Annotated in this window: 11 protein-coding genes; 10 read left to right on the forward strand and 1 reads right to left on the reverse strand. The window is 63.1% G+C overall.

Annotated features, from left to right (window positions below; translation table 11 throughout):
- Positions 1 to 161 precede the first annotated feature (161 nt).
- The 6 genes from dnaJ (at position 162) to KSS95_RS06465 (ending at position 7805) form a co-directional block, all read left to right on the forward strand.
- Positions 162 to 1286, forward strand: a complete 1125-nt coding sequence (dnaJ, locus tag KSS95_RS06440; RefSeq protein ID WP_217852640.1) for a molecular chaperone DnaJ — start codon at positions 162 to 164, stop codon at positions 1284 to 1286.
- 13 nt (positions 1287 to 1299) lie between these two features.
- Positions 1300 to 2106, forward strand: coding sequence for a 4-hydroxy-tetrahydrodipicolinate reductase (gene dapB, locus KSS95_RS06445; protein ID WP_217852642.1), 807 nt, complete (start codon positions 1300 to 1302; stop codon positions 2104 to 2106).
- A gap of 337 nt (positions 2107 to 2443) precedes the next feature.
- Positions 2444 to 3580 carry a glutamine-hydrolyzing carbamoyl-phosphate synthase small subunit gene (gene carA, locus KSS95_RS06450; RefSeq protein WP_217852644.1) on the forward strand — a complete coding sequence of 379 codons (1137 nt, stop codon included), beginning with the start codon at positions 2444 to 2446 and terminating at the stop codon, positions 3578 to 3580.
- 106 nt (positions 3581 to 3686) lie between these two features.
- Positions 3687 to 6908: a carbamoyl-phosphate synthase large subunit gene (gene carB, locus KSS95_RS06455; RefSeq protein WP_217852646.1), complete on the forward strand. Its 3222-nt coding sequence runs from the start codon at positions 3687 to 3689 to the stop codon at positions 6906 to 6908.
- Complete coding sequence (greA, locus tag KSS95_RS06460) at positions 6905 to 7387, forward strand: transcription elongation factor GreA (protein WP_081255197.1); 483 nt, start codon at positions 6905 to 6907, stop codon at positions 7385 to 7387. The genes carB and greA overlap by 4 nt, the downstream gene beginning before the upstream one ends.
- Positions 7365 to 7805, forward strand: coding sequence for an MFS transporter (locus KSS95_RS06465; RefSeq protein ID WP_217852648.1), 441 nt, complete (start codon positions 7365 to 7367; stop codon positions 7803 to 7805). Before greA ends, KSS95_RS06465 begins: the two co-directional genes overlap by 23 nt.
- Positions 7806 to 7949: 144 nt before the next feature.
- On the opposite strand, the gene yhbY is transcribed toward KSS95_RS06465, so the two are convergent.
- Positions 7950 to 8258 (reverse strand): ribosome assembly RNA-binding protein YhbY, encoded by a 309-nt coding sequence (gene yhbY / locus KSS95_RS06470; RefSeq protein WP_023378620.1) that lies wholly within the window; start codon positions 8256 to 8258, stop codon positions 7950 to 7952.
- A 102-nt stretch (positions 8259 to 8360) separates the two neighbouring features.
- On the opposite strand from yhbY, the gene rlmE reads away from it, so the two are divergent.
- The 4 genes from rlmE to glmM all read left to right on the forward strand — a co-directional run bounded on the left by rlmE (position 8361) and on the right by glmM (position 13315).
- Positions 8361 to 8987: a 23S rRNA (uridine(2552)-2'-O)-methyltransferase RlmE gene (rlmE, locus tag KSS95_RS06475; protein WP_011532133.1), complete on the forward strand. Its 627-nt coding sequence runs from the start codon at positions 8361 to 8363 to the stop codon at positions 8985 to 8987.
- 203 nt (positions 8988 to 9190) lie between these two features.
- Positions 9191 to 11098, forward strand: coding sequence for an ATP-dependent zinc metalloprotease FtsH (gene ftsH / locus KSS95_RS06480; protein ID WP_217852649.1), 1908 nt, complete (start codon positions 9191 to 9193; stop codon positions 11096 to 11098).
- An 8-nt stretch (positions 11099 to 11106) separates the two neighbouring features.
- Positions 11107 to 11958 carry a dihydropteroate synthase gene (gene folP / locus KSS95_RS06485; protein ID WP_217852651.1) on the forward strand — a complete coding sequence of 284 codons (852 nt, stop codon included), beginning with the start codon at positions 11107 to 11109 and terminating at the stop codon, positions 11956 to 11958.
- Positions 11959 to 11974: 16 nt separating this feature from the next.
- Positions 11975 to 13315: a phosphoglucosamine mutase gene (gene glmM / locus KSS95_RS06490; RefSeq protein ID WP_217852653.1), complete on the forward strand. Its 1341-nt coding sequence runs from the start codon at positions 11975 to 11977 to the stop codon at positions 13313 to 13315.
- The last annotated feature ends 64 nt before the right edge of the window (positions 13316 to 13379 follow it).

Below are 13379 nucleotides of genomic sequence, written 5' to 3' on the forward strand. Positions count from 1 at the left end.
TGTCGCCGCGCGGGGGCTTGCTCCCGCGTTGGCGTGTCTGGAACACGAGAATTATTTACAGCATCTGTCTGGGCGCATTCGCGTATGGCGGCAGGTGCTGACGGCATGGCGCACTGATGCGCGAAGGTATGCCGAACGCCCCCAAAGAGTGCAAATGACCTATGGCAAAGCGTGATTTTTATGAGGTCCTGGGTGTCGAGCGTGGCGCCAGCGAAGGCGATCTCAAGAAGGCCTACCGCCGTCTGGCGATGAAGTACCACCCGGACCGCAACCCGGGCGACAAAGAGTCCGAGGACCTGTTCAAGGAGGCCAACGAGGCCTACGAAGTGCTGTCGGATGCCAGCAAGCGCGCGGCCTACGACCAGTACGGCCACGCCGGCGTCGACCCGAGCATGGGTGGCGGCGGTGCCGGCTTCGGCGGCGCCAACTTCTCCGACATCTTCGGCGATGTCTTCAGTGACTTCTTCGGCGGCGGCCGTGGTGGTGGTCGTGGCGGTGCCCAGCGCGGCAGCGACCTGCGCTACACCCTCGAGCTCAACCTCGAAGAGGCGGTACGCGGCACCACGGTCAACATCCGTGTGCCCACGCTGGTCAACTGCAAGCCGTGCGATGGCTCCGGCGCCAAGAAGGGCTCGACCCCGTCGACCTGCCCGACCTGTGGCGGCATTGGCCAGGTGCGCATGCAGCAGGGCTTCTTCGCCGTGCAGCAGACCTGCCCGCGCTGCCATGGCCAGGGCAAGATCATCACCGATCCGTGCACCTCGTGCCACGGCGAGGGTCGTGTCGAAGAGTACAAGACCCTGTCGGTCAAGGTTCCGGCCGGCGTCGACACTGGCGATCGCATCCGTCTGTCCGGCGAAGGCGAGGCGGGCACTCACGGTGGTCCGACCGGCGACCTGTACGTAGTGGTCAGCGTGCGCGAGCACTCGATCTTCCAGCGAGACGGCAAGCACCTGTACTGTGAAGTGCCGATCAGCTACACCGACGCGGCCCTGGGCGGCGAACTGGAAGTGCCGACCCTCGATGGTCGGGTGAAGCTGAAAATCCCCGAAGGCACCCAGACCGGCAAGCAGTTCCGCCTGCGCGGCAAGGGCGTGGCGCCGGTGCGCGGTGGTGCGGCGGGCGACTTGCTGTGCCGGGTGGCGGTGGAAACCCCGGTCAACCTCAGCCGTCGCCAGCGTGAGCTGCTCGAAGAGCTGCGCGATTCCCTCGAGGGCGACAGCTCTCACTCGCCCAAGGCCAGTGGTTGGTTCGAAGGCGTGAAGCGCTTCTTCGGCGACCTCTGAGAAGGAACAGGCTATGCGACGTATTGCAGTGATGGGCGCCGCCGGGCGCATGGGCAAGGTGCTGATCGAAGCGGTGCAGCAGCAGGCACCCAAGGCTGGCCTGACCGCGGCTATCCACCGCCCGGACAGCTCGCTGGTCGGTGCCGATGCCGGTGAGCTGGCGGGGCTGGGGCGCATCGGCGTGACCATCTCTGACGACCTGGCCAAGGTCGTCGACGAGTTCGACGTGCTGATCGACTTTACCCATCCATCGGTGACCCTGAAGAACCTGGCCTTCTGCCGCAAGGCGGGCAAGGCCATGGTCATCGGTACCACCGGCTTCACCGTGGAGGAGAAAGCGCTGCTGGTCGAGGCTGGCAAGGATATTCCGATTGTCTTTGCCGCCAACTTCAGCGTTGGCGTCAACCTCAGCCTCAAGCTGCTGGACATGGCGGCGCGCGTGCTGGGTGACGATGTCGATATCGAGATCATCGAGGCCCACCATCGGCACAAGGTCGATGCGCCTTCGGGGACCGCGCTGCGCATGGGCGAAGTGGTCGCCAGTGCGCTGGGGCGTGACCTGCAGGAAGTGGCGGTTTATGGCCGTGAAGGCCAGACCGGCGCCCGCGACCGCAAGACCATCGGCTTCGCCACTGTGCGTGCCGGTGATGTGGTCGGTGATCACACCGTGCTGTTCGCCGCCGATGGCGAGCGCCTGGAGATCACCCACAAGGCCTCGAGCCGCATGACCTTTGCCAAGGGTGCGGTGCGCGCGGCGTTGTGGCTGGACGGGCGCGAGCCTGGGTTGTACGACATGCAGGACGTGCTCGAGCTGCGTTGATGCGGTCCCTGTAGGAGCGCCTTGTGTCGCGAAAGGGGCGCACAGCGGCCCCTGGACCTCTGAATCACTCAGAATTGCCGGGGCTGCTGCGCAGCCCTTTCGCGACACAAGGCCGCTCCTACAGGGCGGGCTCGTGTCGCTACTGTCGCAATCCTGCGTTTTAGAGACACAATCACGGTAGACCGAAAACGCATTTTTCTGTAAGCTACAGCTTTAGTGTGTCCACTAAAAGCGCGCAGACTAATTCAGCATAAAAGCGGGGTGACGTGTCCATACGTCATTCCGCTTTTTTGCAACCTGCGATCGCCCTTTCAGGCTTGATTTACGGGAGGTCTTCTTGACTAAGCCAGCCATACTCGCCCTTGCCGATGGCAGCATTTTTCGCGGTGAAGCCATTGGAGCCGACGGTCAGACCGTTGGTGAGGTCGTGTTCAATACAGCAATGACCGGCTACCAGGAAATCCTCACAGACCCTTCCTACGCCCAGCAAATCGTCACCCTGACTTACCCGCACATCGGCAACACCGGCACCACCCCAGAAGACGCCGAATCCAATCGCGTCTGGTCCGCCGGCCTGGTCATTCGTGACCTCCCGTTGCTGGCCAGCAACTGGCGCAACACCCAGTCGCTGCCTGACTACCTGAAAGCCAACAACGTCGTCGCCATCGCAGGCATCGATACCCGCCGCCTGACCCGCATCCTGCGCGAAAAAGGCGCCCAGAACGGCTGCATTCTCGCCGGTGACGACATCACCGAAGAGCAGGCCATCGCTGCCGCCCGCGCCTTCCCGGGCCTCAAGGGCATGGACCTGGCCAAGGTCGTCTCCACCAAGGAGCGCTACGAATGGCGCTCCAGCGTGTGGGAGCTGAAAACCGACAGCCACCCGACCCGCGAAGCCGCCGACCTGCCGTACCACGTGGTCGCCTTCGACTACGGCGTGAAGCTGAACATCCTGCGCATGCTGGTTGCCCGCGGTTGCCGCGTAACCGTGGTGCCGGCCCAGACCCCGGCCAGCGAAGTGCTCGCGCTCAACCCTGATGGCGTGTTCCTGTCCAATGGTCCTGGCGATCCGGAGCCGTGCGACTACGCGATCCAGGCGATCAAAGAGATTCTCGAAACCGAGATCCCGGTATTCGGCATCTGCCTGGGCCACCAACTGCTGGCCCTGGCTTCCGGCGCCAAGACCCTGAAGATGGGCCATGGCCACCACGGTGCCAACCACCCGGTCCAGGACCTGGATACCGGCGTGGTCATGATCACCAGCCAGAACCACGGGTTCGCCGTCGACGAAGCCACCCTGCCGGGCAACGTGCGCGCCATCCACAAGTCGCTGTTCGACGGTACCCTGCAGGGTATCGAGCGCACCGACAAGAGCGCGTTCAGCTTCCAGGGCCACCCTGAAGCGAGCCCGGGCCCGACCGACGTCGCGCCACTGTTCGATCGTTTCACCGATGCCATGGCCAAGCGCCGCTGAGCATCCTGCATCAAGGCCCTGGGCCGGCTCGCGCCGCGCCCGGAAGCGCCTGACCCAGATTGTTCAAGACGGCTTGCCGACTGACCCGCGGATTTGAGTGACAACCATGCCAAAACGTACAGACATCAAAAGCATCCTGATTCTCGGCGCTGGCCCGATCGTGATCGGCCAGGCCTGCGAATTCGACTACTCCGGCGCCCAGGCTTGCAAAGCCCTGCGCGAGGAAGGTTTCCGCGTCATCCTGGTGAACTCCAACCCAGCCACCATCATGACCGACCCGGCCATGGCCGATGCCACCTACATCGAGCCGATCAAATGGCAGTCGGTGGCCAAGATCATCGAAAAGGAGCGCCCGGACGCGGTGCTGCCGACCATGGGTGGCCAGACCGCGCTGAACTGCGCCCTGGACCTGGAGCGCCACGGCGTTCTGGAGAAGTTCGGCGTCGAGATGATCGGTGCCAACGCCGACACCATCGACAAGGCCGAAGACCGCTCGCGCTTCGACAAGGCGATGAAGGACATCGGCCTGGAGTGCCCGCGCTCCGGTATCGCCCACAGCATGGAAGAGGCCAACGCGGTTCTCGAGAAGCTCGGTTTCCCGTGCATCATCCGTCCGTCGTTCACCATGGGCGGCACCGGTGGCGGTATCGCCTACAACCGTGAAGAATTCGAAGAAATCTGCACCCGTGGTCTGGACCTGTCGCCGACCAAGGAGCTGCTGATCGACGAATCGCTGATCGGCTGGAAGGAATACGAGATGGAGGTGGTCCGCGACAAGAAGGACAACTGCATCATCGTCTGCTCCATCGAGAACTTCGACCCGATGGGCGTGCACACCGGTGACTCGATCACCGTGGCCCCGGCACAGACCCTGACCGACAAGGAATACCAGATCATGCGCAACGCCTCGCTGGCGGTGCTGCGTGAAATCGGTGTCGAGACCGGCGGTTCCAACGTGCAGTTCGGTATCTGCCCGAACACCGGCCGCATGGTCGTGATCGAGATGAACCCGCGGGTTTCCCGTTCCTCGGCCCTGGCATCGAAGGCCACCGGCTTCCCGATCGCCAAGATCGCCGCCAAGCTGGCCATCGGCTACACCCTCGACGAACTGCAGAACGACATCACCGGCGGCCGTACCCCGGCGTCCTTCGAGCCGTCGATCGACTACGTCGTTACCAAGCTGCCACGCTTCGCCTTCGAGAAGTTCCCGAAAGCCGACGCCCGCCTGACCACCCAGATGAAATCCGTGGGTGAAGTCATGGCCATCGGCCGGACCTTCCAGGAATCCCTGCAAAAAGCCCTGCGCGGCCTGGAAGTCGGCGCTTGCGGCCTCGACCCGAAAGTCGACCTGGCCAGCCCGGAAGCGGCCGGCATCCTCAAGCGCGAGCTGACCGTGCCAGGCGCCGAGCGCATCTGGTACGTCGCCGACGCCATGCGTTCGGGCATGACCATCGAGGAAATCTTTGCCCTGACCGGCATCGACCTGTGGTTCCTGGTGCAGATGGAAGACCTGATCAAGGAAGAAGAGAAGGTCAAGACCCTGGCCCTGTCGTCGATCGACAAGGACTACATGCTGCGCCTCAAGCGCAAGGGCTTCTCGGACCAGCGCCTGGCCAAGCTGCTCGGCATTACCGACAAGAACCTGCGTCGCCACCGCCACAAGCTCGAAGTGTTCCCGGTGTACAAGCGTGTCGACACCTGCGCCGCCGAGTTCGCCACCGACACCGCCTACCTGTACTCCACCTACGAGGAAGAGTGCGAGGCCAACCCGTCGACCCGCGACAAGATCATGATCCTCGGTGGCGGCCCGAACCGTATCGGCCAGGGCATCGAGTTCGACTACTGCTGCGTGCACGCCGCACTGGCACTGCGTGAAGACGGCTACGAGACCATCATGGTCAACTGCAACCCGGAAACCGTCTCCACCGACTACGACACTTCCGACCGCCTGTACTTCGAGCCACTGACCCTGGAAGACGTGCTGGAAGTCTGCCGCGTCGAGAAGCCGAAGGGCGTCATCGTCCACTACGGCGGCCAGACCCCGCTGAAACTGGCTCGCGCCCTGGAAGAGGCCGGCGTGCCGATCATCGGTACCAGCCCGGACGCCATCGACCGTGCCGAAGACCGTGAGCGCTTCCAGCAGATGGTGCAGCGCCTGAACCTGCTGCAGCCGCCAAACGCCACCGTGCGCAGCGAAGAAGAAGCCATCCGCGCTGCTGGCAGCATCGGTTACCCGCTGGTCGTGCGCCCATCCTATGTACTGGGTGGTCGGGCCATGGAGATTGTCTACGAACTGGACGAGCTCAAGCGCTACCTGCGTGAAGCGGTACAGGTCTCCAACGACAGCCCGGTACTGCTCGACCACTTCCTCAACTGCGCCATCGAGATGGACGTGGATGCGGTCTGCGACGGCACCGACGTGGTGATCGGCGCGATCATGCAGCACATCGAGCAGGCCGGCGTTCACTCCGGTGACTCGGCGTGCTCGCTGCCACCTTACTCGCTGAGCAAGGACGTGCAGGACGAAGTCCGCGTACAGGTCAAGAAAATGGCCCTGGAGCTGGGCGTGGTCGGCCTGATGAACGTGCAGCTGGCCCTGCAGGGCGACAAGATCTACGTGATCGAGGTCAACCCGCGCGCCTCGCGTACCGTGCCGTTCGTCTCCAAGTGCATCGGCACCTCCCTGGCGATGATCGCGGCCCGTGTCATGGCCGGTAAAACCCTGAAGGAACTGGGCTTCACCGAAGAAATCATCCCGAACTTCTACAGCGTCAAGGAAGCCGTCTTCCCGTTCGCCAAGTTCCCAGGGGTTGACCCGATCCTCGGCCCTGAGATGAAATCCACCGGTGAAGTCATGGGTGTCGGCGACAGCTTCGGTGAAGCCTTCGCCAAGGCCCAGATGGGCGCCAGCGAAGTGCTGCCGACCGGCGGTACCGCCTTCATCAGCGTGCGCGATGACGACAAGCCGCAAGTGGCTGGCGTCGCCCGCGACCTGATCGCCCTGGGCTTCGAAGTGGTCGCCACGGTCGGCACCGCCAAGGTGATCGAGGCCGCTGGCCTGAAAGTGCGCCGTGTGAACAAGGTGACCGAAGGTCGCCCGCACGTGGTCGACATGATCAAGAACGACGAAGTGTCGCTGATCATCAATACCACCGAAGGCCGCCAGTCGATCGCCGACTCCTACTCGATTCGTCGCAATGCGCTGCAGCACAAGATCTACTGCACCACGACCATTGCGGCCGGTGAAGCCATCTGCGAGGCGCTGAAATTCGGTCCGGAAAAGACCGTTCGTCGCCTGCAGGATCTGCATGCAGGACTCAAAGCATGAGCATTACCAAGTACCCGATGACCGTCCAGGGCGCTCGCGCCCTGGAAGAAGAGCACCTGTTCCTGAGCAAGACCGAGCGTCCGCGCCTGAGCCAGGCCATTGGTGAGGCCCGTGAGCTGGGCGACCTGAAGGAAAACGCCGAATACCATGCTGCCCGCGAGGAGCAGGGCATGGTCGAGGCGCGCATCCGCGACATCGAAGGCCGCCTGCAGAACTCGGTAGTGATCGACGTCACCACCATTGCCCACACCGGCAAGGTGATCTTCGGCACTACCGTCGATCTGGAAAACACCGAGACCGGCGATCAGGTGACCTACCAGATCGTTGGCGAGGACGAGGCAGACATCAAGAAGGGCAAGCTCTCGGCGAGCGCGCCGATCGCACGCGCGATCATCGGCAAGGAAGAGGGCGACACGGTCGTCGTCAAGACGCCAAGCGGCACCGTCGAGTACGAGATTGTCGAAGTCAAGCACATCTGACCGGCGCCTGCGGGCGCCATCCCTCGAGGGGATCCTCTGGCAGCTGGCCCAGGTGTTCTGGGTTGGCGGCCTGTGGGTGTTCCATGTGGGCCTGGTGCCGGCGCTCAAGGTCAGCGGCCTGGCACCGTTGCTGGTGCATGACATCGCCGGGCAGATCGACCGCTGGTTGATCGGCGTGGCGATGCTCGGGCTGGTGACCCAGCTGGCGGTATTGGCGAGGGTGGACGGCCTGGCGGCCTGGTGGCGGCAGTTCCGCGGCCAGATGCTGCTGCTCGGCCTTGGTGCCTGTGTCGGCTATTACACGCTGCGCTACGGCATTTCCGTGGGCGAGCGTTGGCAGATGTTCTGTTTCCTGGTGCTGGGCTTCTCAGGCATTGTCCTGGTGGCCCAGCCGGTCCCGGTCAGGGCGCGCCGGTAATCAGTTCACGATTACCGGGGCCGCTTTGCGGCCCTTTCGCGACACAAGGCCGCTCCCACAGGGATTGCACCGACCTATGGTGCAACGCGATCCCTGTGGGAGCGGCCTTGTGTCGCGATGGGCTGCGCAGCAGCCCTGCTACCGTTACTTGTAACGGTGGATATTGGACAGCTGCTTGTTCGGCTGCGGGTTCTTGCGATAGATCAGCGCTTTCTTGCCGATGGTCTGTACCAGTTCGGCGCGGCCAGCCTTGCACAGTTCGGCGATGGCTGCGGCACGTTCCTCGCGATCTTCCGAGCGGATCTCGACCTTGATCAGCTCGTGATCGGTCAGGGCGCGTTCCAGTTCGGCGATGACGCCTTCATTCAAACCATTGCCCGCGACGATCAGAACCGGCTTCAGGTCGTGACCAATCGATTTGTACTGCTTCTTCTGCTCGTTATTGAGCGGCATAATCTGACCCTTTTCGTCTGATTCTGTAAAATTGACGGGCATTTTACCCGAGGGCCTGTGGCTCCGCCCAGTCAAACACGACGCATATCATCGAGGTGCCCCGTGGTACAACGTTCCAAAAGCAGCGCCAACTGGCTGCGCGAACATTTCAACGACCCTTTTGTGAAGCAAGCACAGAAGGATGGCTACCGCTCGCGCGCGAGCTACAAACTGCTGGAGATCCAGGAGAAAGACCGCCTGATCCGCCCCGGCATGAGCGTGATCGACCTCGGCGCGGCCCCAGGTGGTTGGTCGCAGGTGACCAGTCGTCTGATTGGTGGCCAGGGCCGGCTGATCGCCTCGGACATTCTGGAAATGGACTCGATCCCCGATGTGACCTTCATCCAGGGCGACTTCACCCAGGACGAAGTGCTGCAGCAGATCCTCCAGGCGGTCGGCGATTCGCACGTGGACCTTGTGATTTCCGATATGGCCCCCAATATGAGTGGTACGCCCGCGGTGGACATGCCGCGCGCCATGTTCCTCTGTGAACTGGCCCTGGATCTGGCGACCCGCGTGCTCAAGCCCGGCGGGGATTTCCTGATCAAGATCTTCCAGGGCGAAGGTTTCGACATGTACCTCAAGGACGTGCGCAGCAAGTTCGACAAGGTGCAGATGCGCAAGCCTTCGTCCTCGCGGGATCGCTCCCGCGAACAGTACCTGTTGGGCAAGGGTTTCAAAGGAGCGTGAAAGGCGTGCTGCGGGGTTGCCGATAGTTATTTCCAATCGGCCGCCCCGTCTGGATCGTCCGAACTTCGTGTAGTCTAGCTTTCACAAAGGGTTACAGACGGTGCCTGCGGATGCGTGGGTAATGTAGTAAGTTAGGGCGATGAATATCATGCGAGGCACGGCTGCGTCGTGCGCCGGCCTCAGAGGGTAGCGAATTGAACGACATGGCAAAGAATCTGATCCTCTGGTTGATCATCGCCGCCGTCCTGGTGACGGTGATGAACAACTTCTCCAGCCCTAACGAGCCGCAGACCCTCAACTATTCCGACTTCATCCAGCAGGTCAAGGATGGCAAGGTCGAGCGCGTGACCGTCGACGGCTACATCATTACCGGCAAGCGCACCGATGGCGACAACTTCAAGACCGTGCGCCCGGCCATCACCGACAACGGTCTGATCGGCGACCTGGTCGACAACCACGTCACCGTCGAAGGCAAGCAGCCCGAGCAGCAGAGCATCTGGACGCAACTGCTGGTGGCCAGCTTCCCGATCCTGGTGATCATCGCCGTGTTCATGTTCTTCATGCGCCAGATGCAGGGCGGTGCCGGCGGCAAGGGCGGCCCGATGAGCTTCGGCAAGAGCAAGGCGCGCCTGCTCTCCGAAGACCAGGTCAAGACCACCCTGGCTGACGTCGCGGGCTGCGACGAGGCCAAGGAAGAAGTCGGCGAGCTGGTCGAGTTCCTGCGCGACCCGGGCAAGTTCCAGCGCCTGGGCGGGCGTATTCCCCGCGGCGTGCTGATGGTCGGCCCACCCGGTACCGGTAAGACCCTGCTGGCCAAGGCCATCGCCGGTGAAGCCAAGGTACCGTTCTTCACCATTTCCGGCTCCGACTTCGTCGAGATGTTCGTCGGCGTGGGTGCCAGCCGTGTCCGTGACATGTTCGAGCAGGCCAAGAAACACGCGCCGTGCATCATTTTCATCGACGAGATCGATGCCGTCGGTCGCCATCGTGGTGCCGGCATGGGCGGCGGTCACGACGAGCGTGAGCAAACGCTGAACCAGTTGCTGGTGGAGATGGACGGCTTCGAGATGAACGATGGCATCATCGTCATCGCCGCCACCAACCGTCCGGACGTCCTCGACCCGGCGCTGCTGCGTCCAGGCCGCTTCGACCGCCAGGTGGTGGTGGGCCTGCCGGATATCCGTGGTCGCGAGCAGATCCTCAAGGTGCACATGCGCAAGGTGCCGGTTGGCGAGAACGTCAACGCCGCGGTCATCGCCCGTGGTACGCCTGGCTTCTCCGGTGCCGACCTGGCCAACCTGGTCAACGAGGCTTCGCTGTTCGCCGCCCGTGCCGGCAAGCGCCTGGTGGAAATGAAGGAGTTCGAGCTGGCCAAGGACAAGATCATGATGGGCGCCGAGCGCAAGACCATGGTCATGTCCGAGAAAGAAAAGCAGAACACCGCCTATCACGAGGCCGGACACGCCATCGTCGGTCGTGTCGTGCCCGAGCACGACCCGGTCTACAAGGTGTCGATCATTCCCCGCGGCCGCGCCCTGGGCGTGACCATGTTCCTCCCGGAAGAGGACCGCTACAGCCTGTCCAAGCGTGCGCTGATCAGCCAGATCTGCTCGCTGTACGGCGGCCGTATCGCTGAAGAGATGACCCTGGGCTTCGACGGTGTCACCACTGGCGCGTCCAACGACATCATGCGTGCCAGCCAGATTGCCCGGAACATGGTCACCAAATGGGGCCTGTCCGAGAAGCTTGGCCCGCTGATGTACGCCGAAGAAGAGGGCGAGGTGTTCCTCGGTCGCAGCGCCGGCAGCCAGCACGCCAGCGTTTCCGGTGAAACGGCGAAGATGATCGACTCCGAGGTGCGCAGCATCATCGATCAATGCTACGCCACGGCCAAGCAGATCCTCACCGACAATCGCGACAAGCTCGACGCCATGGCCGAGGCCTTGATGAAGTACGAGACCATCGATGCCGATCAGATCGACGACATCATGGCCGGTCGCACCCCGCGCGAGCCGCGCGACTGGGACAACGATGCCGGCACCACCGGCACGCCGGCCTCCCAGGATGATCGTCCGGAATCGCCGATCGGCGGTCCAGCGGCTCAACACTAAGGGTTTCTATGACCTCACAGCAGTACCCGACCCGGTTGCCTTGCGGCAACCGGGTTCTTGATTTGTCCCGTACCCATGTCATGGGTATCCTCAATATCACCCCCGATTCCTTCTCCGACGGCGGGCGCTTCAGCCAGCGTGACGCGGCCTTGCGCCATGCCGAAGCGATGGTGGCGGCTGGCGCGACCCTGGTCGATGTCGGTGGCGAGTCCACCCGCCCAGGCGCCCGTGCGGTTTCACCAACAGAGGAGCTGGAGCGCGTGGCGCCGATCGTCGAGGCGATCAGCAGCCGCCTGGACGTGATCATCTCCGTCGATACCTCGACACCTGCGGTGATGCGCGAGTCGGCCCGCCTGGGCGCCGGCCTGATCAACGACGTGCGCGCCCTGGAGCGAGATGGTGCCTTGGACGCTGCAGCCGATACCGGCTTGCCGGTATGCCTGATGCACATGCGCGGCGAGCCGGGCACCATGCAGGACAATCCGCACTACGAGGATGTGACTGCCGATGTCACGCGCTATCTTGAACAGCGTATGGCCGTCTGCGCGGCGGCGGGCATCGCTGCCGAGCGCATCGTCCTCGACCCAGGCTTCGGTTTTGCCAAGACCCTTGAGCACAACCTGAGCCTGTTCAAGCACATGGAAGCGCTCTATCGCCTTGGGCGCCCACTGTTGGTGGGTGTTTCGCGCAAGAGCATGATCGGCCTCACGCTGGACCGTCCGGTCGGCGAGCGGCTCTACGGCAGCCTGGCCCTGGCCGCCCTGGCCATGACCAAGGGTGCGAGCATCCTGCGGGTGCACGACGTCGCTGAAACAGCTGACGTGGTCCGCATGATCGCCGCGGTACAGAACGCCGAATAAGAACATTGGAGTCACTATGAGCAGAAAATACTTTGGTACCGATGGTATCCGTGGTCGCGTCGGCCAGTTCCCCATTACCCCCGATTTCATGCTGAAGCTCGGCTGGGCCGCGGGCATGGCCTTCCGCAAGCAGGGCAACTGCCGGGTGCTGGTGGGCAAGGACACGCGAATCTCCGGCTACATGTTCGAATCGGCGCTGGAGGCCGGGCTTTCCGCGGCCGGCGCCGATGTGATGCTGCTCGGGCCGATGCCGACCCCGGCCATCGCCTACCTGACCCGCACCTTCCACGCCGAAGCGGGTATCGTCATCAGTGCCTCGCACAACCCGCACGACGACAACGGCATCAAGTTCTTCTCCGGCGCCGGCACCAAGCTGCCGGACGAAGTCGAGCTGATGATCGAGGAACTGCTCGACCAGCCGATGACCGTGGTTGAATCGAGCAAGCTGGGCAAGGTCTCGCGCATCAACGACGCGGCGGGGCGCTACATCGAGTTCTGCAAGAGCAGCGTGCCGAGCAGCACCAGTTTCGAAGGGCTGAAGATCGTCGTCGATTGTGCCCATGGCGCCACCTACAAGGTCGCGCCGAGCGTATTCCGCGAGCTGGGTGCCGAGGTCACGGTGCTGCATGCGGCGCCAGATGGCCTGAACATCAATGAAAACTGCGGTTCGACCCACATCGAGTCGCTGCAGGCTGCAGTGCTGGTCGGTCATGCGGATATCGGCATCGCCTTCGACGGTGATGGCGACCGGGTGCTGATGGTCGACCACACCGGTACCATCGTCGACGGTGACGAACTGCTGTTCATCATCGGCCGCGACATGCAGGAACGCGGCAAGCTCCAGGGCGGGGTCGTCGGCACGCTGATGAGCAACCTGGGCCTGGAGTTGGCGTTCAAGGAGCTGGATATTCCGTTCGTGCGTGCCAAGGTTGGTGACCGTTACGTGATGGCCGAGCTGCTCGAGCGCGAATGGCTGCTGGGTGGCGAGAACTCGGGTCATGTCGTCTGTGGCAGTCATACCACGACCGGTGACGCGATCATTGCCGCGCTTCAGGTACTGATGGCGCTCAAGCGTCGCGGTGAGAACCTGGCCCAGGCGCGCCAGGCCGTGCGTAAGTGCCCCCAGGTACTGATCAATGTGCGCTTCGCGGCGGGCAAGGCCGATCCGTTGGAAAACCCTCTGGTCAAGGAAGCCAGCGCCAAGGCCACCGAAGCCATGGCTGGCCGTGGTCGGGTGCTGTTGCGCAAGTCCGGCACCGAGCCGTTGGTGCGGGTAATGGTCGAGGGTGACGACGAAACCCAGGTGCGCGGCCATGCCGAAGCCCTGGCCAAGCTGGTTGAAGAAGTTTGTGCCTGAAAGAGGCTTGCCAGCGCAGATCGGGTTGGGTAAGATCTGCGCCCACTTTGACCGACGAGGTAAA

It is taken from the genome of Pseudomonas muyukensis, assembly GCF_019139535.1.
Classification (GTDB): Bacteria; Pseudomonadota; Gammaproteobacteria; order Pseudomonadales; family Pseudomonadaceae; genus Aquipseudomonas; species Aquipseudomonas muyukensis.